Genomic DNA, 20783 nt, shown 5'->3' on the forward strand with positions numbered 1-20783 from the left:
GTCAGGCGGAGGACGATTCGGCGTCGTCGGCACCGCGCTGCGGCAAGTGCAGGACCCAGCCCGCCAGGGGCCACAGGGCGGTGGTCAGGAGCACGCTGACGCCCCAATCCCAGCCGGGCCATTTGCCGGCCAGCCACGCATGGATGATCTGGGTCAGGAAGCGGGCCAGGAAGAACACGGGCAGCATGTGCATCGCCTGGCTCCAGAGATCGAAGCGTTGCAGGCGGCGGTGCAGCACCACGGCACCGTAGGCGACCAGCGTGTACGACAGCGCGTGCTCGCCCAGCAGGCCGGCATCGTGCACGTCCATCAGCAGGCCGAAGAAGAACGCCGTGAACAGTCCCACCCGGCGCGGCTCGTGCACGCACCAGAAGGCGATGATCAGCAGCAGCACGTCGGGCGCGCCCTGCCACAGGCGCCACGGCAGCAGGGAAACCAGCCACACCAGCAGCACGGTTCCCCAGACGAACACGCCATGCGCCGGGCCGGACAGGCGGTCGGGCTGGACGTTGCTGGGGGTGCCCAGGCGGGGCCGGGCCTGCCCCGAGGATTGATTAGTCCGATCCACCGGAATCGACCTCCTGACGGTTGGATTCGGCGCGGGCCACGTCCACCTGCAGGACCAGGAAGTGGCGGTAGCGTTCGGGATGGGCCAGGGGCTCGCACACGGCGCGCGCGAAACCGGATGCCGTATCGCGCTCGACCGAGGTGACCTTGGCCACCGGCAGGCCGGCGGGGAACAAGCCGCCGACGCCGCTGGTAACGATGGTATCGCCTTCTTTGATGTCGGCGTTGGCCGCCAGGTAACGAACTTCCATCTTGCCCGGCGAGTTGCCCCCGAACGCGATCAGCCGCAGCCCGTTGCGCAGGAGTTGCACGGGAATGGAGACCTGCTCGTCGGTGACCAGGGCGGCCTCGGCCGTCATGGGCGTCACGCGGACGATCTGGCCGACCACGCCGCCTTCGTCGATCACCGGCATGCCCGGCGCCAGGCCGGCCTTGCTGCCCTTGTTGAAGACCAGGCGCTGGGTGAAGGCGTTGGTGGGTTCGTACATGACCTCGACCACCACGGCGGATTGGGCCACGGTGTCGGTCACGCCCAGCAGGCGGCGCAGCTGCGCGTTCTCGGCGGCCAACTGGGCCGCGTGCGTGGCAACCTGGGCCAGCTCGATGCGCTGGCGCTGCAGGGCTTCGTTTTCGCTACGGATGAGGTTGGCCGCGTTGACCCACTCGTTCACCTGCTGGACGAGGTCGCGCGGCGCCATGACGGCGCGCTGGAAGGGGTACAGCGCCACGGACATCGCCCGGCGCGCCGGTTCCAGCATGCGCCACTGCGAATCCATGACGATCAGGGCCAAGGCAAGGACGACCAGAACGACCAGCCGCACCTCCGCAGGTGGGCCGCGCCTGAATAGGGGGGGAGTCCCTTGTCGTTGCATGAATCTCAGCCCGGACGCCCGCGTCCGTCGCTCCGGCAGCGGCCGGAGCCGTGAAAAAGCGGGGCTCCGGGCTGGCGGGCAAAATTAGTCGTTGATGAAGATCGCGCCCAGCTTTTCAAGGTGTTCCAGCGCCTCGCCGCAACCGCGCACGACGCAGGTGAGGGGATCGTCCGCCACCACGACGGGCAGACCGGTTTCTTCCTGGAGCAGGCGATCGAGGTCGCGCAGCAGCGCGCCGCCGCCGGTCAGGGCGATGCCCTTGTCGGTGATGTCGGCGCCCAGTTCCGGAGGCGTCTGTTCCAGCGCGATCTTCACGGCGGAAACGATCTGGTTCAGCGGGTCGGTCAGCGATTCCAGGATTTCGTTGGACGAAACGGTGAAGCTGCGCGGCACGCCTTCGGCCAGGTTGCGGCCCTTGACCTCGATCTCGCGGACTTCGGAGCCCGGGAAGGCCGAGCCGATTTCCTTCTTGATGAGTTCGGCGGTGGGCTCGCCGATCAGCATGCCGTAGTTGCGACGGATATAGTTGACGATGGCTTCGTCGAACTTGTCGCCGCCGACGCGCACGGAGCCCTTGTAGACCATGCCGCCCAGCGAGATGACCGCCACTTCGGTGGTGCCGCCGCCGATGTCGACGACCATGGAGCCGCTGGCGTCGGAGACGGCCAGGCCGGCGCCGATGGCCGCGGCCATCGGTTCTTCGATCAGGAACACGTGGGACGCGCCCGCGCCGAGGGCCGATTCACGGATGGCGCGGCGTTCGACCTGGGTGGAGCCGCAGGGCACGCAGACGATGATCCGCGGGCTGGGCGCCAGCATGTTGCGGGGGTGCACCATGCGGATGAATTGCTTGAGCATCTGCTCGGTGACCGTGAAATCGGCGATCACGCCGTCTTTCATGGGCCGGATGGCCTCGATGTTGCCGGGTACTCGGCCGAGCATCTGCTTGGCTTCATGGCCGACGGCCTGAATGATCTTCTTGCCGTGGGGACCGCCTTCATGACGGATTGCGACGACGGAAGGCTCATCGAGCACGATGCCCTTGCCGCGGACGTAGATCAGCGTGTTGGCGGTACCGAGGTCGATCGCCATATCGCTGGAAAAATAACTGCGCAGGAATCCGAACATGGGAGCTCAGCTAAATTCTGGGGGGAATTGGGTTCATGCCGCGGGGCGTAGGGCCCGAAAAGGGACGGGTCCGCCTGTCATCACGACGATTAAACCGTGAATCATAACTTATAATTTCCCCGGAAATAGCGCATAAATGCAGGCTATTCAAGCTTTGTAACGGGTTCGGCGTATGCATACTGCCCTGTCCCGCCCTTCGGCCTTCGCTTATCGATTTTGCAATCCCCATGGCGCTCAATGACACAGATGTGGCCCGCATTGCCCGGCTGGCCAGAATCGAACTGACCCCCGACCAACGCGCTCTCGCGCAAGCCGAACTCAACGGCATCCTCCACCTGATCGAACGGCTCCAGTCGGTCGATACCCAGGGCGTCGAGCCGCTGGCCCACCCCTTGTCCGCCCATGAGGACATCGTGCTGCGCCTGCGTGAAGACGCCGTGACCGAAGCCAGTTCGGAAGCGCGCCGCGAGGAACTCCTGGCCAACGCTCCCGACGCCCAGGACGGCCTGTTCCTGGTTCCCAAGGTCCTGGATTAAGTCATGACGAAACCTGCTCTGCACACCCAATTCGAGGGGATCGCCGGCCTGCGCGCGGCCCTTGCGCAACGCCAGGTCAGCGCCGTCGAGCTCGCCCAAAGCGCCTTGGCGGCCGCCGACGCGGCCAGCGGCCTGAATAGCTTTTTACATATTGACGCCGAATTGACGCTGGCCCAGGCCCGCGGCGCCGACGCGGCGCTGGCTGCCGGCACCGCCGGTCCGCTGGCCGGCGTCCCGATCGCCCACAAGGACGCGTTCGTCACCCGCGGCTGGCGCACCACCGCCGGCAGCAAGATGCTCGACGGCTACGTCAGCCCCTTCGACGCCACCGTCGTCGAACGCATGGAACAGGCCGGCGCCGTGTCGCTGGGCAAGCTGAACTGCGACGAATTCGCCATGGGTTCCGGCAACGAGAACTCCGCCTACGGCGCCGTGAAGAACCCCTGGGACCACGCCGCCGTGCCTGGCGGCTCCTCGGGCGGCTCGGCCGCCGCCGTCGCGGCCCGCCTCGTGGCCGCCGCCACCGGCACCGACACCGGCGGCTCGGTGCGGCAGCCCGCCGCCCTGTGCGGCGTCAGCGGCATCAAGCCCACCTACGGCACCGTCTCGCGCTACGGCATGGTGGCCTTCGGCTCCAGCCTGGACCAGGCCGGCCCCCTGGCCCCCAGCAGCCGCGACCTGCTCGAACTCCTGGACGTCATCAGCGGCTTCGACCCGCGCGACGCCACCAGCCTGCAAAAGTGCGACGATGCCGTGAACGAACCCGGCCGCGTCCGCCGCGATTTCGACGCCGCGCAAAGCCGCTACGACGCCGCCGGCAGCCAGCCGCTCAAGGGCTTGCGCATCGGCGTGCCGGCCGAATACTTCGGCGCCGGCCTGGCGCCGGACGTGGCCGCCGCGGTCGAGGCCGCGCTGGCCCAGTTCGAAGCGCTGGGCGCCGTGCGCGTGCCGGTCTCGCTGCCGCGCACCGAGCTGGCCATCCCCGCCTACTACGTGATCGCCCCCGCCGAAGCGTCCAGCAACCTGGCCCGCTACGACGGCGTGCGCTACGGCCACCGCGCCGCCGAGTACGGCGACCTGAACGAAATGATCAGCCGTTCGCGCGCCGAAGGCTTCGGCGACGAGGTCAAGCGCCGCATCCTGATCGGCACCTACGTGCTGTCCCACGGCTACTACGACGCCTACTACCTGCAGGCCCAGCGCCTGCGCCGCATGATTGCGCAGGATTTCCAGCGCGCCTATGCCGGCCAGTGCGACGTGATCATGGGCCCCGTGACCCCCACCGTGGCCAAGAACATCGGCGACAACCGCGACGATCCCACGGCCGACTGGCTGGCCGACGTCTACACGCTGGGCGTGAGCCTGGCCGGCCTGCCGGCCATGTCCGTTCCCTGCGGCTTCGGCGCAAATGGACTGCCCCCCGAGGGGGCTGCCAGCGCCTTGGGGCGGCCCGGCGGCGCTGGCGCCCGTCCACGCCCTGTCGGCCTGCAGATCATCGGCAACTACTTCGACGAAGGCCGCCTGCTGGCCATCGCCGACCGCTACCAACAAGTGACGGACTGGCATACGCGTGCCCCTGTCCAGCAAGGCTGAGAAAATGAACTGGGAAATCGTCATCGGCCTGGAAACGCACACCCAGCTTTCCACGGACTCCAAGATTTTTTCGGGCAGCAGCACCCAATTCGGCGCCGCGCCCAACACCCACGCCAACGTGGTCGACCTGGCGCTGCCGGGCAGCCTGCCGGTCATGAACCGCGGCGCCGCCGAACGCGCCATCCGCTTCGGGCTGGCCGTGGGCGCCGAGATCGCGCCCCGCTCGGTGTTCGCGCGCAAGAACTACTTCTACCCCGACCTGCCGAAGGGCTACCAGATCAGCCAGTACGAGCTGCCGGTGGTGGTGGGCGGCTCGCTGTCGTTCTTCGTGGGCGAGGAAGAGAAAACCGTCAACCTGACGCGCGCTCACCTCGAAGAGGACGCGGGCAAGTCGCTGCATGACGACTTCCACCTCGCCAACGGCGCCCCCGGCAGCGGCATCGACCTGAACCGCGCCGGCACGCCGCTGCTGGAAATCGTGACGGAACCCGAGATGCGCTCGGCCGCCGAGGCCGTGGCCTATGCCCGCGCCCTGCACAGCCTGGTCGTGTGGCTGGGCATCTGCGACGGCAACATGCAGGAAGGCTCGTTCCGCTGCGACGCCAACGTGTCGGTGCGCCCGGTGGGCCAGAAGGAATTCGGCACCCGCACCGAGATCAAGAACGTCAACTCGTTCCGCTTCCTCGAACGCGCCATCGTCCACGAAGCGCGCCGCCAGATCGAACTGATCGAGGACGGCGGCACCGTCGTGCAGGAAACCCGCCTGTACGACGCCGACCGCGACGAAACCCGCAGCATGCGCAGCAAGGAAGACGCGCATGACTACCGCTACTTCCCGGATCCCGACCTGCCGCCGCTGGTGATCTCCAGCGCCTGGGTGGACGAAGTGCGCGCCGCCATGCCCGAACTGCCGGCCGCGCTGCGCGCCCGCTTCGAATCCGACTACGGCCTGACCGCCTACGACGCGGCCCAGCTGTCCGCCAGCCGCGGCCTGGCCGCCTACTTCGAATCGGTGGCGCGGGCCCTGCCGGCCGGCCAGGCCAAGCTGGCGGCCAACTGGATCATGGGCGAAGTGGCCGCAACGCTGAACAAGGAAGAGAAGGACATCGCCGACTCGCCCGTGCAGGCGCCCGCCCTGGCGGCCCTGATCGGCCGCATCATCGACGGCACCATCTCCAACAAGATCGCGCGCGAAGTGTTCGGCGCCATGTGGGCCGGCGAGAACGGCGGCCAGCCCGACGCCATCATCGAGGCCCGCGGCCTGAAGCAGATCAGCGACACCGGCGCCATCGGCGCCATGATCGACGAGGTGCTGGCGGCCAACCCGGCCATCGTGGAAGAGTACCGGGCCGGCAAGCAGAAGGCGTTCAACTCCCTGGTCGGCCAGATCATGAAGGCCGCGCGCGGCAAGGCCAACCCGCAGCAGGTGAACGACTTGCTGAAGCAGAAGCTGGACGCCTGATCCTCTGCGAAGCGCGTCCTTCAACGGCTGCGCTCACGAGGTATCAGACAAAACGAAGGGCCGCGGCATCTTGCCGCGGCCTTTTGTTTGGCCAAGAATGATTTGTTCGACTCTCGATCAGAGGCTTGGCCATGAATTATCTCGAAATCAGCAGCAGCGACCTCCTGCACCGGTTTTCCGACCACCTGCAAGCCGTGCGCCAGGGGCAGCACTTCATCATTTCGGTTGACGGCGTGCCCTGCGCCAGGCTGACCCCCGCCCTGCCCACGACGTCGCTGGATGCCCACAATGCGCTCGAAGCGATGAAGTGCTTCACGCCAGCGCCGGCCGTTTCCCACGAAGTGATCCGATCCTGGATCGAAGAGGGCCGGGAATGAATCCCATCCGCCTGATACCGGACGCATCGGTCGTCCTGGCCTGGCTGCTGGGCCGTGTCGACGCCCACGTCGGCTGCCCATTTTTCCCGATCCACGCCACCCGTCTTCCAGCATTCCCCGCAGCTATCAACTGGCTCGCACTCACGGATTGACCGTCTACGATGCCAGCTACCTGGAACTCGCCCAGAGGAGCAGGGCGTATCTGGCCACCTTTGATCGCAAGCTGGCGGATGCGGCCCGGGCCAGTGGCGTTGCCGTCTTCGGCCAGCCCCACGGCATCGCCGAGCCCGCGGCAAGCTACGGCTAAAAGGGCGGCACCAGGCCGCCCTCTATCCGCGTCGCTGTAAACGGGTGTTTCCTACACCCCGTACTTCGTGCGGTAGGCCAGCACCGCGTCGCGGTGTTCGGCAAACGACGCGTCGTCCTGCAGCAGGGCCAGGATGTCCGACAGCGAGGCAATCGACACCACGGGGATGCCGTAGGTTTTCGCCACGTCCTGCACGGCGGAATGCGCCGACAGGGCGTCGTCCGGGCCCGCGCGTTCCATGCGGTCCATGGCGATCAGCACGGCGGCCGGCTCGGCGCCCGCGGCGCGGATGATCTCGACCGACTCGCGCACCGAGGTGCCCGCGGTGATCACGTCGTCGATGATGACGACCTTGCCCTGGAGCGGCGCGCCCACCAGCGTGCCGCCTTCGCCGTGGTCCTTGGCTTCCTTGCGGTTGTAGGCGAACGGCACGTCGCCGCGGCCCTGCATGCCGGGATGGCCGGCCAGCGCGACGGCCGTGGCGGTGGCCAGCGGGATGCCCTTGTAGGCCGGCCCGAAGAGCATGTCGAAGGCCACGCCCGAATCCAGCAAGGCCTGGGCGTAGAACTGCGCCAGCTTGCCGACCGAACCGCCGCTGTTGAACAGGCCCGCGTTGAAGAAATAGGGGCTGATGCGACCCGACTTGACCTTGAAGCTGCCGAAACGCAGCACGCCCTCGTTCAAGGCGAAGCGGACGAAGTCGAGAGCGGTTGCGGAGGAATGGGCGGCGGTCATGCGAGAGGATCCGGTAGGTGGCAAACGCTGGCATTTTATCCGTTGTCGGGGCTATTCCCTGGCATCCGCGCCGAGTCGGTTAAATTCCTGGCATTGTCCGGCCCCTCGCGGCCGCCCTATAGGAGTCCTGCTTTGCTGCGCGTTACGTCGATCAATCTCAATGGTATCCGGTCCGCCTTCCGCAAGGGCCTGCAACCCTGGATGGAAAAGCATGCCGCGGACGTGCTCTGCCTGCAGGAAATCAAGGTTTCCCACGACGACCTGACCGAGGACCTGCGCCATCCGCCCGGCTATACCGGCCACTTCCACCACGCGGTGAAGAAGGGCTACAGCGGCGTCGGCATCTACCTGCGCAACGCCGCCGAGCGCGTGCACACCGGCCTGGGCTGCGAGGAATTCGACCCCGAGGGGCGCATCATCCGCGCCGACTGGAAAAACTTGTCGGTGATCAGCGCCTACCTGCCCTCGGGCTCCAGCGGCGACGAGCGGCAACAGGCGAAGTACCGCTTCCTGGACCGCTTCGGTCCCTGGATCGACGGCCTGATGCACGAGCACCGGACCACCGGCCGCGAGTTCATCATCTGCGGCGACTGGAACATCGCGCACAAGGAAATCGACCTGAAGAACTGGAAGGGCAACATGAAGAACTCGGGCTTCCTGCCCGAGGAACGCGCCTGGCTGACCGACGTCTTCGACAAGCGCGGCTTCGTGGACGTGTTCCGCACCATCGACGAACGGCCGGACCAGTACACCTGGTGGAGCAACCGCGGCCAGGCCTGGGCGAAGAACGTGGGGTGGCGCATCGACTACCAGATCGCCACGCCCGGCATCGCGGCCAAGGCCCGCAGCGTCGCCATCTACAAGGACGAACGCTTTTCGGATCACGCGCCGCTGACGATCGACTACGACGCCACGCTCTGATCCCGCGCGGGCCAGGCGGCGGCTTCGCGCAACGACGCGGCCGCCTCCTCCCGCAACCATTCCAGGAAAGCCGCCGCCCGCGGATCCTCCGCGCACGGCCGCGGCGACAGCAGGAAATAGGCGGAGCCGTCCCGCGTGAAGCCGCGGGGCGCCTCCAGCCGGCGGTCACGCAAGGCATCGCAGGCCATCAACGCGGAGCCGATCGCCACGCCCAGCCCGGCCGCCGCCGCCTGCAAGCTCAGATAGAAATGCTCGTAGACCGGCCCGGCACGCCGCGGAGGCTTGCGGCCCGCGGCCAAGGACCATTGCCGCCAGGCCTGCGGTCGCGTCGCGCTGCCGAGCGCCGGCGCCCCGCCCCAGTCATCCTCGTCCGCGCCGGCCGACACCGCGCCCACCAAGCCCGGCCGGCACGCCGGGCCGGTCCATTCGTCGCACACGCGCTCGGCATGCAGCGCGGCGTCCCACTCGAAATCGTTGCGCCGCAGCGCCACGTCCACGCCCTGGGCGGCGAAGTCCAGCGGGCCGCCGGCCGCGTACAGATGCACCTGCGCGCCCGGATGGCGCCGCTGGAAATCCGGCAAGCGCGGAATCAGCCACATCATCGCGATCGTCGGTTCGCAGGACAGCACCAGCGGCGCATCGCCCGCCGGCTGGCGCAGCCGGGCCAGGCCGGCCGACAGCTGCTCGAACAGCGTGCCGGTCAACTCGTGCAGCTGCCGGCCTTGATCGGTCAGGAAAACACCCCGATTCCGCCGCTCGAACAGCGCCAGGCCCAGGCTCTCCTCCAGTAGCCTGACCTGTCGGCTTACCGCCCCGTGCGTGACGTGCAGTTCCTCGGCCGCCTTGCCGAATGCCTGGTGACGGGCCGCGGCATCGAACACGCGCAGAGCATTGAGGGGCGGCAATTTCATGGCGATTGGTGATTTTTTCTGACGGATACCCAGCATTAAAAATCGTTTTTGGGTCGGGCGCCAGCGCGCCAGAATGCCGGCTCTCCTTCCACTTGCCGCCTCGCCATGACCGAATTGATCGCCGTCGCCCTCATCACCGTTCTCGCCGTCATCAGCCCGGGCCCGGACTTCGCCATGGTCACGCGCTACAGCTACCTGTTCGGCCGGCGCACCGGCCTGACCTGCGCCCTCGGCATCGCGCTGGGCGTGCAGGTGCACGTGTTCTATACGATGTACGGCGTGAGCCTGCTCGCCCACCATGCGCAATCCGTGCTGCAGGGCATCAAATTGGCTGGCGCCTGCTACCTGGCCTACGTCGGCTGGAAGACCTTCTTCAATCGCGCGCCCGTCGACGGCGGCTCGCCGGCAGGCCCGGCGATATCGGCCTGGCGGGCCTTCCGGGGCGGTTTCCTCACGAATGCCCTGAACCCCAAGACCACCCTGTTCGTGGTCAGCACCTACACGCAGCTCGTCTCGCCCGGCACGCCGCTGGCGTGGCAGTTCGGGTATGGGCTGTTCATGTCGTTGGCGCACTGGCTCTGGTTCAGCGTCGTGGCCTGGTCGATTTCCTCGCCGCTGCTGCGCCAGCGTCTGCTCGCCCATCAGGCAACGGTGGACCGCGCGGTGGGCGCCGTCCTGATGGCGCTGGGCGGCGCGCTCGCCGCCGCCCAGCTATGAACTGTTGCCTGCGTGTGACTTTTCTCAAATAAATAAATGGGGACGTATAAATAGCGCGCCCCCGCCCAACGAGTGTCCGAAGCGCTTCGCCCGGCCTATCCGACGCCCCTACGGTTAAGGGGACAGCCTTGATCTTCCTGGCTTAAAAATTGGGGACATATTAATTTCCCTAGGAAATTCAAGGAAATCGACCAAAATCAGACTGTTCCAGCCCTTCCCGCAGCTTTTCCAGAAGCAATACGTCCCTATTTTATCGTCTAGAAAAAGAGCTTTGATATCAACGTGATGGCGCGTTTTTCGGCTTTGCGCAGGGCAACAATTTAGCCCTACAATTCCGCACCATACAGGTGCGACCTTGCACCAAAACCGTGTATTTCGCGCCCCAATCCGGCGCAGTCCGCACCTATTCGAAGCACCCCCGAGGAGATCATGTTGAAAGTGCAGAGTCTGGACGACTTCCTGCGTGGCGTCGCCGCGCGCGACCCGCAACAGCCTGAATTCATGCAAGCCGTCCAGGAGGTGATGCTGAGCCTGTGGCCTTTCATCGAAAAGCACCCCCACTACGCCGAGCACGCCGTGCTCGAACGCCTGGTGGAACCGGAACGCGTGATCCAGTTCCGCGTGTGCTGGACCGACGACCGCGGCCAAGCCCAGGTCAACCGCGCTTTCCGCATCCAGCACAGCTCGGCCATCGGCCCGTTCAAGGGCGGCATGCGTTTCCACCCCTCGGTGAACCTGTCCATCCTGAAGTTCCTGGCCTTTGAACAGACCCTGAAGAACTCGCTGACCACGCTGCCCATGGGCGGCGGCAAGGGCGGCTCCGACTTCGACCCCAAGGGCAAGTCCGACGCCGAAGTCATGCGCTTCTGCCAGGCCCTCATGATCGAGCTGTACCGCCACCTGGGCCCGGACACCGACGTGCCGGCCGGCGATATCGGCGTGGGCGCGCGCGAAGTCGGCTTCATGGCAGGCATGATGAAGAAGCTGTCGAATTCGACGGCCAGCGTATTCACCGGCAAGGGCCTGACGTTCGGCGGCAGCCTGATCCGCCCCGAAGCCACCGGCTACGGCACCGTGTACTTCGCGGAAGAAATGCTCAAGCGCGTGGGCCGCTCGTTCGACGGCCTGCGCGTATCGGTATCGGGTTCGGGCAACGTGGCGCAATACGCCATCGAGAAGGCCATGGCGCTGGGCGCCAAGGTCGTTACCATCTCCGATTCCAACGGCACGGTCGTGGACGAAGCCGGCTTCACCCATGAGAAGCTGGTCGCGCTGATGCACATCAAGAACGACCTGCGCGGCCGTCTGGACACGTACGCCCGCCAATTCGGCCTGAAGTACGAAGAAGGCAAGCGTCCGTGGCACGTGCCCGTGGACGTGGCCCTGCCCTGCGCCACCCAGAACGAACTGGAACTGGACGACGCCCAGACCCTGATCAAGAACGGCGTGCTCTGCGTCGCCGAAGGCGCCAACATGCCTGCCACGCTGGAGGCCGCCAAGGCCTTCATCGCGGCCCGCGTGCTGTACGCGCCGGGCAAGGCCAGCAACGCCGGCGGCGTGGCGGTGTCGGGCCTGGAAATGGCGCAGAACTCGGCCCGCCTGGCCTGGACGCGCGAAGAAGTCGACACCCGCCTGCATGCCATCATGCGCGACATCCACGAAAACTGCGTGCGCCACGGCCACACCGAGCGCGAATACGTGAACTACCTCGACGGCGCCAACATCGCCGGTTTCGTGAAGGTCGCCGACGCCATGCGCCAGCAGGGGTTGTACTAACCCCCCCCCCGAAAGCGCTGCGCGCTTCCCCCCCCAGGGGGGCGCCGCTGCGGACCGGCAGAGCCCGGCTCCGCGCGGCCCCGATGGGGGGAGACCTGCTTCATCAGGGCAGACCTGCTTTCTTGGGCAGAACTTGTCTGATCAGGGAGGATCTGCCTCATTGGCAGGGACCCACCTGAACCAGCCATGCAGACTTCTCGGATCTTTCGGGTGAACCACACCCGCGCCCTCGGGCGCGGGCGGCGCTTGACGCTTAGTGCTTCATCGCGCCGTGGTTCATGCCGCCGTGGTTCATGCCCGGGTTGTGCGATGCGGGCTTGACCTTGAATTCCACGGCCACTTCGCCCGCCTTTTCGAACTTCAGCTTGGCCGGCACCGTGGCGCCGTCGGTGAACGGGGCCTTCAGCTTGATGAACATGACGTGGTAGCCGCCCGGGCTCAGCTTGACCTCGGTGTCGGCGGGCAAGGCGATGCCGCCTTCCACCTGGCGCATCTTGGACACGCCGTTCTCGGTCTGCACCGTGTGCAGCTCGACGCGCTCCGCGGCGTCCGAGGTGACCGACAGCAGGCGGTCTTCCGCCTTGGCGTCATTGTCGATGTCCATATACCCCGCGCCATTGGACTGGCCCGGCGCCGAGGCGCGGACCCAGAGGTCGTCGATCTCGATCTGGCCAACCTTGTAGTCCTTCGCCCAAGCCGTGCCGGCCGTGCACAGGCCCAGGGCGGCAATGACAGCGAACTTGCGGATGTTCATGGGTTGTTCTCCTAAGGGGTTAACGCCGCCGGATCAGGCCGCGAGCGGCCGACAGAACCGAATCGGTCAGGGCTTCCATCGCTTCGGAGTTTACCCGCCAATGCTGCCAGTACAGCGGCACATCCTCCCATGCCCGCCCCCGAAGCAGCATCAGCTGACCTGCATCAAGATGCTCCTGCACCAGCGGCAGGGGATTCATGGTCCAGCCCAGGCCGCCCAGCGTGGCCTGCACGAAGGCGCGCGTGGACGGCACCCACCAGACGGGCGGCTGCCAGGGCGCGGGATCCGCGATCTTGTGCGCGAAGCGGGCCTGCAGGGCGTCCTTGCGGTTGAACACCAGCACCGGCGCCTGCGCCAGCGTCTGCGCATTCACGCCTTGCGAAAAATAGCGCTTGTGGAAAGCCGGCGTGCACGTCGCCACGTAGCGCATGCTGCCCAGCGCATGGATGCGGCAGCCCTGCACGGGCTCGGCCAGCGCGGTCACGGCGCCCAGCACCGAGCCGTTGCGCAGCAGGGCGGCGGTGTGGTCCTGGTCTTCCGATTGCATGTCCAGCGTCGCGCGGGTGCGCGCCGAGAACTGCAGGGCCGCGTCGACGAACCAGGTTTCCAGGCTGTCGTGGTTGACCGCCACCGGAATGCTGGCATACGGCACGTCGTCGTCTTCCACGCCCAGCCGGTTCAGGGCGTCGTGCTCCAGCAGCGCGGTCTGCTCGGCCAGCCGGACCAGCACCTGGCCGTCCGACGTGGCCGCCGCCGGCACCGTGCGCTGCACCAGCAGGCGGCCCATGCGATCTTCCAGCGCCTTGATCCGCTGCGACACCGCGGACGGCGTGACGTTGAGCGACAGCGCCGCGCGCTCGAAGCTGCCTTCGCGCACCACCGCGGCCAGCGCGCGCAGGTTTCCGTGATCGAGTCTCATAAGATTAGTTTTACTTAAGATAGTGAAGAAAAATTAGCTTTAATTCATACGCTTGGCAAGGGAAAATGACGCATTGCCGACACCCCAGCCGTGTCCGGCACCGGTAAAGAAGCGCCGCCACAGGCGCAGCAGTCATAAGGTGTATGCGTCATGTTCGCCACGTTTTCCTCCCCCCTTTTCTTCACGGCCTGGGCCAGCGGAACGGCCACCGGGCTGGGCCTGTTCGCCGTCGTGGGCGCGCAAAGCGCCTTCATCCTGCGCCAGGGGCTGATGCGAGCGCATCTCCTGAGCGTGGTCGCCATCTGCGCGCTGATCGACGCCGTCTTCATCTTCGCCAGCGTTTCGGGCCTCCAGGCCCTGACGTCCTGGTTCCCCTGGCTCACGACCGCCGTGCTGTGGTTCGGTGTGGCCTTCCTGTCCTGGTATGCGTTCCAATCGGCGCGCCGCGCCTGGACGGCCACGGGCGGGCTGGCCGCGGCGCGCGAGGCCGTGCCCTCGCGCCGCGCCGCCATGCTGGGCGCGCTGGGCTTTTCGCTGCTGAATCCGCACTTCTGGCTCGACATGGTGGTGGTCGGCTCGCTGGCGCATGGCTTCGAAGACGCCCGCATGGCATTCGCCGCCGGCGCGCTCACCGCCAGCCTGCTGTGGCTGGCCGTGCTGGGCATCGGCTCGCGCCTGTTCGCGCCGTTCTTCGCCAGCGCGTCGGCCTGGCGTATCCTGGACGGCCTCATCGCCGTGGTCATGGCCGCCCTGGCCGTCAGCCTCGCGATCAAAGGCGTCTGAACCGCCATCCCGCGCACCGGGAGGAGAAAGCCGCCCAATCGCGCTGGCTTGGCGGCTACCGCGTCGTGATTTCCCAGGTGCTCCGGCAGTACGGAGAGGGGCTGGCGCCGCCGTCCTTATAATCGGTCCGTTGCCAATCATTCGTCAGGCGCAGCGCCGGCCCCCCAGACGATCATGCGCGGACCCTCCCCCAAAGACGTGCGCCTGCCGCCGCTGGCCGCCATCCAGGCGTTCGAAGCGGCCGCGCGCCTGGGCTCCTTCGAACGTGCCAGCGAAGAGCTTTTCGTCACGGCCAGCGCCATCGGCAAGCGCATCGCCGCCCTGGAAGCCTTGCTGGACGTCTCGCTTTTCATCCGCAGCAGCCGGGGCGCCACGCTCAGTTCGGCCGGCCGCGAATACCTGGATCAGGTGCGCACCGCGCTCGACCTGCTGTCGGACGCCTCGCTGCACAAGCGCGGCGAACCCAAGCCCGAGCCGCTGCGCGTGGTCTCCACCCCGACCTTCGCGCGGCAGGTCCTGATTCCCTACCTGCCAAGCTTCACCGCCGCGCATCCTGACATCGAGCTGGAAATCATGCTGTCCATTCCCTACCTGGACATCATGCCGCCGAACGCGGACGTCTGGATCCGCTTCGGCAGCGGCAAATACCCCGGCCTGCACGCCCATCCGCTCACCGAGGATCCGGTCTTCGCTGTCTGCGCGCCAGGCTACCGCGACGCGCGCGGCCCCTTCAAGCGGCCCGCCGACCTGGCGCGGGCGCAGCTGCTGCGCTGTCCGATGGAGCCCTGGCGCCCCTGGCTCGCCGCGGCGGGGCTGGACTGGCCCGAGCCCTCGCGGGGCGTGTGGCTGGTCGACCTGGGCATGATGCTGGCCGCCGCCCGCGCCGGCCAGGGCATTGCGCTCACGCGCCGCACGCTGGCCGCGGAATGGCTGGACGAAGGCAAGCTGGTGCGCGTGCTCGACATCGAAATCCCCGGGGAATCCCAGTACTACCTGTGCACCGAATCCTCGCGTCCGCCCGGCGGCGCGCGGCAAGCGTTTTCCCTATGGCTGGAAGACGTGTGCAAACAGGCATCCCAATGGCCATGCGGCCTTCGGGGCGGCCAGGAATAAATTTCCAGCCTGGGGCGGAATGAAATTCCGCGCAACAGCGCGCCGCGCTGGCTAGGATGCGGCCAACGCAACTGTCCCATTGGCCGCCACGGCGCATTCCCGGCCCCGTTCCTCTCGTTCCATCCCTTGCTGCATTGCAACGCATGACCGAGGCCCCCGTGCGCTCGTACTAGGTATTTACGCGGAAAAACGCCGCCGGGTCAGATTCGCGTAAGCGATTGGGCAGAGAGTCACGACACGCAACACAGGAGAGCGCCGGGATACTCGGCGCGGGCATACGGTTTTCCACGCAGTTCTACCAATTACAACGGAGACATCCATGGATTTTCGTTTGAAGCTGCTAGCAGGAACCCTCGCATTTGCCGCAACGGCCGCCGCCCACGCGGCCGACCCGATCAAGATCGGCGTCGCCGGCCCCTACACCGGAGGCTCGTCCTCCATGGGCGTCAGCATGCGTGACGGCGTGCGCCTGGCCATCGAAGAAATCAACAAGAACGGCGGGGTGCTGGGCCGGCAACTGATCGCCGTCGAACGCGACGACGAAGCCAAGAACGAGCGCGGCGTGCAGATCGCCCAGGAGTTGATCAACAAGGAGCAGGTCGCCGCCACCGTCGGCTACATCAACACCGGCGTGGCGCTGGCCTCGCAGCGCTTCTACCAGGACGCCAAGATCCCGGTGTTCAACAACGTGGCCACGGGCAGCGTCATCACGCACCAGTTCAAGGCCCCCGAGTACCCGGACAACTACGTGTTCCGCAACGCGGCGCACGACAGCATCCAGGCGCCGATGATCGTCGAAGAAGCGATTACCCGCCGCGGCTACAAGAAGGTCGCGATCCTGGCCGACTCCACCAACTACGGCCAGCTTGGCCGCGAAGACCTGGAAAAGGCCCTGGACAGCAAGGGCATCAAGCCCGTCGCCGTCGAGAAGTTCAACATCAAGGACGTCGACATGACGGCCCAGCTGCTCAAGGCCAAGTCCGCCGGCGCCGAAGCCGTGCTGACCTACGGCATCGGCCCCGAGCTGGCCCAGATCGCCAACGGCATGACCAAGCTGGGCTGGAAGGTGCCGATCATCGGCAGCTGGACCCTGTCCATGGCCAACTACATCGACAACTCCGGCGCCAACGGCGAAGGCGCGCGCATGCCGCAGACCTTCATCCAGGATCCGGACACGCCGAAGCGCAAGGCGTTCATCGACGCCTACCTGACCAAGTTCAAGCCCAAGAACAACCGCATCGACTCCCCGGTGTCGGCGGCCCAGGGCTATGACTCGATCTTCCTCCTCGCCGCCGCCATCAAGCAGGCCAATTCCACCGACGGCCCGAAGGTCCGCGAAGCGCTGGAAAACCTGCAGACGCCGGTCGAAGGCGTGGTCATGACCTACAACAAGCCGTTCAGCCACGAGAACCACGACGCGATCACCGCGAAGGAAGTGGTCATCGGCGAGGTCAAGGGCGGCCGTGTGGTCAAGGCCAACTAGACGCCCCCCCGAAGCGCGTTCGCGCCCCCCCAGGGGGGGCGCCTCTGCGGACCGGCAAAGCCGGCTCCGCGCGGCCCGGACCGGGGCGGCGTTGCCGAGCCGCAGCTCTTCGCGTTGGACAACTAAACGCCGCGTTCCGCCCACATCGCCTGGATCGGAACGCCGGCGCTACGAACACACACCATGATTCTTCTACAGCTTATCTACAGCGGTATCGCGCTGGGCATGATCTATGCCGTCATCGCGTTCGGATACCAGCTCACCTTCGCCACGTCGGGCACCTTGAACTTCGGCCAGGGCGAAGCCCTGATGCTGGGCGCGCTCGTCGGGCTCACCCTCGTCGGACTGGGAGTGAACTACTGGGTGATGATTCCCATCGTCTGCATTTTCGGCTTCGCGCAAGGCGCGCTGGTCGAGCGCGTGGGCGTCAGGCCCGCCATCAAGACCCGCTCCGAGTTCGGCTGGATCATGGCTACCATCGCGCTGGGCATCATCTTCAAGAACGTGGCCGAGAACATCTGGGGCCGCGACGACCTGCGCTTCCCCTCGCCGCTGCCCGAGGCGCCGATCCAGGTGCTGGGCGCCAACGTCCTGCCGATGGAACTGCTGGTGGTGTTCGGCGCGCTGGCCATGATGCTGCTGGTCGAAATCTTCAACCGCAAGTCCATCTACGGCAAGGCCTTCGTCGCCACGTCCAATGACCGCGACGCCGCCGGCCTGATGGGCATCAACACCGGCATGGTGATCACGTTCTCCTACGCGCTGTCGTCGCTGACCGCCGCCTTCGCGGGCGTGCTGGTGGCGCCGCTGACGCTGACCGGCGCCACCATGGGCGCGGTGCTGGGCCTGAAGGCGTTCGCCGTCGCCATCATCGGCGGCCTGTCCAGCGGCATGGGCGTGGTGGTGGGCGGGCTGATCCTGGGCATTGCGGAAACGACTACCGGCTTCTACCTCTCCACGGGCTACAAGGACGTGCCCGGCCTGGTGCTGCTGCTGCTCGTCCTGACCTTCAAACCCGCCGGCCTGTTCGGCAAGACCGCGATCAAGAAGGTGTAACGACGATGAAACCCCTGCACCTCCTGCTTTCCATCGTGGCCGTGGCCTGCCTGGCCGCCGTGCCGCTGGGCGTCACCAACACGTATTACCTGCACCTGATCGAAACCATCATGATCTACGCGATCCTGCTGTTCGGGCTCGATATCGTGGTGGGCTACACGGGCCAGGTCTCGCTGGGCCATGCCGGCCTGTTCGGCATCGGTTCCTATGTGGCCGGCGTGCTGTTCTTCCATCTGCAGATGCCGATCTGGATCATCCTCCCGGCCGCGATCCTGATCGCCGCGGCCTTCGGGGCGGTGCTGGCGCTGCCGGCGCTGCGGGTCACGGGCCCGTACCTGGCCATGGTCACGCTGGCGTTCGGCACCATCATCCAGATCCTGATCAACGAGATGACCTTCCTCACCGAAGGTCCCCTGGGCATCAAGATCAACAAGCCGTCCATCGCCGGGCACATCCTCACCAAGAGCGAGTATTTCTGGCTGGTCGCCGCGCTGCTGGTGCTCTCCCTGATCGTGGTGCACCGCATCCTGAAGTCGCACCTGGGCCGTTCCTTCGAGGCCCTGCGCGACAGCCCGATCGCGTCGGACTGCATGGGCGTGTCGGTCTACCGGCACAAGGTGTTCGCCTTCGTCATCAGCGCGGGCTTCGCCGGCCTGGCGGGCGCGCTCTACTCGTACTCGGAACAGTACATCTCCCCCAATACCTACAACTTCGAACTCACCATCCTGTTCCTGCTGGCCATCATCATGGGCGGCCGCAAGAGCCGCACCGGCGCGCTGCTGGGCGCCTCCATCATCGTGCTGCTGCCCAAGATGCTGGACGACATCTCCACCTTCAGGCTGATCGCGCTGGGCGTGGCCGTCCTGGTCACCGCGGGCAGCGCGATGGCGATAGCCAAGGGCCGCACCGAGCCCCGCCGCGTGGCGGTGCCGGTGATCGGCACGATCGTCCTGGCAGCCTTCGCCTATTGGCTGGAAGCGGTGACCGACTGGCGCCTGACCATCTTCGGCGCCATGATCCTCTTCGTCGTGTACTACCTGCCCGACGGCATCGTGGGTTTCGTGCGCAACCTGTTCTTCTCCGGCCGCCGCACGGCGCTCACCGTCAAGTCGGACTTGGTCAAGGAGCAGGAAGCGGTGCCCGACGCCGCCAAGGGCAAGAACGAGACCCTGCTGGCGGCCAAGGGCGTGCTGATGCAGTTCGGCGGCCTCAAGGCGCTGAACCAGGTCGACCTCACCGTGAAGCGCGGCACCATCCATGGCCTGATTGGCCCGAACGGTTCCGGCAAGAGCACGATGATGAACGTGCTGACCGGCATTTACGTGCCGACCGCCGGGGCGGTGGAATTCTCGGGCAAGTCCCTGGTGGGCCTGGCGCCCGCCGACATCGCCGAAGCGGGCATCGCGCGGACGTTCCAGAACGTGCAGCTCTTCGGGGAAATGACCGCGCTGGAAAACGTGCTGGTCGGCCTGCACCACACCTTCACCACCGGGCTGGCCGGCATCGCGCTGCGCACGCCGAAGTGGAAGGGAGAGGAACAAGGAGCCCGCGCGCGCGCCATGGCACTGCTGGAATTCGTGGGCCTGGAATCGCTGGCCAGCGAAGAGGCCCGCAACCTGCCCTACGGCAAGCAACGGCTGCTCGAAATCGCCCGCGCCCTCGCGCTGGATCCGCAGTTGCTGCTGCTCGACGAGCCCGCGGCCGGCTTGACCGCGCCCGACATCGTGGAGCTGCTGGCCATCATCCGCAAGGTGCGCGACCACGGCATTACGCTGATCCTCATCGAGCACCACATGGACGTGGTGATGGGGGTTTGCGACACGGTCTCGGTGCTGGACTTTGGCCAGAAGATCGCCGAGGGCCTGCCCAACGAAGTGCAAAGCAACGCCAAGGTCATCGAGGCGTATCTGGGCGGCGCGCCCGCCTGACGCCAAGGGGACGAAACATGCTATCGATCAAGAATCTGGAAGCGGGCTACGGCAAGGTGAAGGTGCTGCACGGCATCAGCATGGAAGTGCCCAAGGCCAAGGTGGTGACGCTGATCGGCTCCAACGGCGCCGGCAAGACGACCACGATGCGGGCGCTGTCCGGCATGATCCGCCCCACCGCGGGCGAGATCACCCTGGGCAGCAAGCGCATCGACGGGCTGGAATCCCACCGCATCGCCCGCCTGGGGCTGGCGCACTCGCCCGAAGGCCGGCGGGTGTTCCCGACCCTGTCGGTGACCGACAACCTGCTCCTGGGCGCCTTTCCGCGCCTGACGGGCAGCCGGCCCAAGGGGGACGTGCAGGCCGACCTGGGCCGCGCCATGGATCTGTTTCCACGCCTGAAGGAACGCCGCGACCAGCTGGCCGGCACGCTATCCGGCGGCGAGCAGCAGATGCTGGCCATGGCGCGTGCCGTGATGCTGAATCCCGAACTGGTGCTGCTGGACGAACCGTCGATGGGGTTGGCGCCCATCCTGGTGGAGGAAGTGTTCAGGATCATCGCCCGGCTGAAGGAAGAAGGGGTCACGATGCTGCTGGTCGAGCAGTTCGCGGCCGCGGCGCTGAACGTGGCGGACTATGGATACGTGCTGGAGAACGGGCGGATTTCCGTTCATGGGACGGCGGATAAGTTGAAGCATGATCCGGCGGTTGTAGCGGCCTATCTTGGTGGCTCGCATTAGTTTGGTTTGTTTGCCGGCTGCTTGTTTGAGTTCTTGAGACGCCCGGCGCGGGGGTGACTCGCGTGGCGCGGGTCAACGGTGGTGGGTGGGGGAGGATCTTGCGGG

General features: G+C 66.5%; 22 protein-coding genes and 1 pseudogene. 16 read left to right on the forward strand and 7 right to left on the reverse strand.

What is annotated here, in order from left to right:
• Nucleotide 1: 1 nt before the first annotated feature.
• From mreD to ADE01S_RS19010, 3 genes are all read right to left on the reverse strand, one after another.
• Nucleotides 2-568 (reverse strand): rod shape-determining protein MreD, encoded by a 567-nt coding sequence (gene mreD, locus ADE01S_RS19000; protein WP_062683290.1) that lies wholly within the window; start codon nt 566-568, stop codon nt 2-4.
• Nucleotides 555-1439, reverse strand: a complete 885-nt coding sequence (gene mreC, locus ADE01S_RS19005) for a rod shape-determining protein MreC (protein WP_062683291.1) — start codon at nt 1437-1439, stop codon at nt 555-557. The genes mreD and mreC overlap by 14 nt, the downstream gene beginning before the upstream one ends.
• A gap of 84 nt (nt 1440-1523) precedes the next feature.
• Nucleotides 1524-2567: a rod shape-determining protein gene (locus ADE01S_RS19010; RefSeq protein ID WP_006216320.1), complete on the reverse strand. Its 1044-nt coding sequence runs from the start codon at nt 2565-2567 to the stop codon at nt 1524-1526.
• 227 nt (nt 2568-2794) lie between these two features.
• On the opposite strand from ADE01S_RS19010, the gene gatC reads away from it, so the two are divergent.
• The 6 genes from gatC to ADE01S_RS32165 all read left to right on the forward strand — a co-directional run bounded on the left by gatC (nt 2795) and on the right by ADE01S_RS32165 (nt 6842).
• Entirely contained in the window at nt 2795-3103 is a 309-nt protein-coding gene (gatC, locus tag ADE01S_RS19015) for an Asp-tRNA(Asn)/Glu-tRNA(Gln) amidotransferase subunit GatC (protein WP_043546962.1), read from the forward strand.
• Between the two features lie 3 nt (nt 3104-3106).
• Nucleotides 3107-4696, forward strand: a complete 1590-nt coding sequence (gene gatA / locus ADE01S_RS19020; RefSeq protein ID WP_062683292.1) for an Asp-tRNA(Asn)/Glu-tRNA(Gln) amidotransferase subunit GatA — start codon at nt 3107-3109, stop codon at nt 4694-4696.
• Nucleotides 4697-4700: 4 nt separating this feature from the next.
• Nucleotides 4701-6158, forward strand: coding sequence for an Asp-tRNA(Asn)/Glu-tRNA(Gln) amidotransferase subunit GatB (gene gatB, locus ADE01S_RS19025; RefSeq protein WP_062683293.1), 1458 nt, complete (start codon nt 4701-4703; stop codon nt 6156-6158).
• A gap of 131 nt (nt 6159-6289) precedes the next feature.
• Nucleotides 6290-6535, forward strand: a complete 246-nt coding sequence (locus ADE01S_RS19030; protein ID WP_062683294.1) for a type II toxin-antitoxin system Phd/YefM family antitoxin — start codon at nt 6290-6292, stop codon at nt 6533-6535.
• Entirely contained in the window at nt 6532-6687 is a 156-nt protein-coding gene (locus ADE01S_RS32160; protein WP_242663411.1) for a hypothetical protein, read from the forward strand. Before ADE01S_RS19030 ends, ADE01S_RS32160 begins: the two co-directional genes overlap by 4 nt.
• Nucleotides 6684-6842, forward strand: a complete 159-nt coding sequence (locus ADE01S_RS32165) for a type II toxin-antitoxin system VapC family toxin (protein ID WP_242663410.1) — start codon at nt 6684-6686, stop codon at nt 6840-6842. Before ADE01S_RS32160 ends, ADE01S_RS32165 begins: the two co-directional genes overlap by 4 nt.
• A 51-nt stretch (nt 6843-6893) precedes the next feature.
• Here the strand turns inward: ADE01S_RS32165 and pyrE are convergent, their stop codons facing one another.
• A complete protein-coding gene (pyrE, locus tag ADE01S_RS19035) occupies nt 6894-7577 on the reverse strand; it encodes an orotate phosphoribosyltransferase (protein WP_062683295.1) in 684 nt (227 codons plus the stop codon).
• A gap of 132 nt (nt 7578-7709) precedes the next feature.
• On the opposite strand from pyrE, the gene ADE01S_RS19040 reads away from it, so the two are divergent.
• Nucleotides 7710-8498, forward strand: coding sequence for an exodeoxyribonuclease III (locus ADE01S_RS19040; RefSeq protein WP_062683296.1), 789 nt, complete (start codon nt 7710-7712; stop codon nt 8496-8498).
• On the opposite strand, the gene ADE01S_RS19045 is transcribed toward ADE01S_RS19040, so the two are convergent.
• Complete coding sequence (locus ADE01S_RS19045; protein ID WP_062683297.1) at nt 8480-9409, reverse strand: LysR substrate-binding domain-containing protein; 930 nt, start codon at nt 9407-9409, stop codon at nt 8480-8482. The two genes, ADE01S_RS19040 and ADE01S_RS19045, sit on opposite strands and share 19 nt — an antisense overlap.
• Before the next feature lie 105 nt (nt 9410-9514).
• On the opposite strand from ADE01S_RS19045, the gene ADE01S_RS19050 reads away from it, so the two are divergent.
• Together ADE01S_RS19050 and gdhA are read left to right on the forward strand one after the other, a co-directional pair.
• Entirely contained in the window at nt 9515-10126 is a 612-nt protein-coding gene (locus tag ADE01S_RS19050; RefSeq protein WP_062683298.1) for a LysE family translocator, read from the forward strand.
• Between the two features lie 429 nt (nt 10127-10555).
• Complete coding sequence (gdhA, locus tag ADE01S_RS19055; RefSeq protein WP_062683299.1) at nt 10556-11902, forward strand: NADP-specific glutamate dehydrogenase; 1347 nt, start codon at nt 10556-10558, stop codon at nt 11900-11902.
• Between the two features lie 253 nt (nt 11903-12155).
• Here the strand turns inward: gdhA and ADE01S_RS19060 are convergent, their stop codons facing one another.
• Nucleotides 12156-12656 (reverse strand): copper chaperone PCu(A)C, encoded by a 501-nt coding sequence (locus ADE01S_RS19060; RefSeq protein ID WP_062683300.1) that lies wholly within the window; start codon nt 12654-12656, stop codon nt 12156-12158.
• Nucleotides 12657-12675: 19 nt separating this feature from the next.
• Nucleotides 12676-13575, reverse strand: coding sequence for a LysR family transcriptional regulator ArgP (locus ADE01S_RS19065; RefSeq protein ID WP_062683301.1), 900 nt, complete (start codon nt 13573-13575; stop codon nt 12676-12678).
• A gap of 150 nt (nt 13576-13725) precedes the next feature.
• Between ADE01S_RS19065 and ADE01S_RS19070 the strand changes: the two genes are divergently transcribed.
• The 7 genes and pseudogenes from ADE01S_RS19070 to ADE01S_RS19095 all read left to right on the forward strand — a co-directional run bounded on the left by ADE01S_RS19070 (nt 13726) and on the right by ADE01S_RS19095 (nt 20678).
• Nucleotides 13726-14358: a LysE/ArgO family amino acid transporter gene (locus ADE01S_RS19070; protein ID WP_062683302.1), complete on the forward strand. Its 633-nt coding sequence runs from the start codon at nt 13726-13728 to the stop codon at nt 14356-14358.
• Nucleotides 14349-14480: pseudogene (locus tag ADE01S_RS32170) on the forward strand (antibiotic biosynthesis monooxygenase); the annotation flags it as partial. The gene ADE01S_RS19070 and the pseudogene ADE01S_RS32170, both read left to right, overlap by 10 nt.
• A gap of 52 nt (nt 14481-14532) precedes the next feature.
• Nucleotides 14533-15471 (forward strand): LysR substrate-binding domain-containing protein, encoded by a 939-nt coding sequence (locus tag ADE01S_RS19075; RefSeq protein WP_062683303.1) that lies wholly within the window; start codon nt 14533-14535, stop codon nt 15469-15471.
• Between the two features lie 319 nt (nt 15472-15790).
• Entirely contained in the window at nt 15791-16954 is a 1164-nt protein-coding gene (locus tag ADE01S_RS19080; RefSeq protein ID WP_062683304.1) for an ABC transporter substrate-binding protein, read from the forward strand.
• A 183-nt stretch (nt 16955-17137) separates the two neighbouring features.
• Nucleotides 17138-18010: a branched-chain amino acid ABC transporter permease gene (locus ADE01S_RS19085; protein ID WP_013396765.1), complete on the forward strand. Its 873-nt coding sequence runs from the start codon at nt 17138-17140 to the stop codon at nt 18008-18010.
• 5 nt (nt 18011-18015) lie between these two features.
• Nucleotides 18016-19938, forward strand: a complete 1923-nt coding sequence (locus ADE01S_RS19090) for a branched-chain amino acid ABC transporter ATP-binding protein/permease (RefSeq protein WP_062683305.1) — start codon at nt 18016-18018, stop codon at nt 19936-19938.
• A gap of 17 nt (nt 19939-19955) precedes the next feature.
• Entirely contained in the window at nt 19956-20678 is a 723-nt protein-coding gene (locus ADE01S_RS19095) for an ABC transporter ATP-binding protein (protein WP_062683306.1), read from the forward strand.
• The last annotated feature ends 105 nt before the right edge of the window (nt 20679-20783 follow it).

Source organism: Achromobacter denitrificans NBRC 15125, from assembly GCF_001571365.1.
In the GTDB taxonomy this organism is placed as follows: Bacteria; Pseudomonadota; Gammaproteobacteria; order Burkholderiales; family Burkholderiaceae_B; genus Achromobacter; species Achromobacter denitrificans.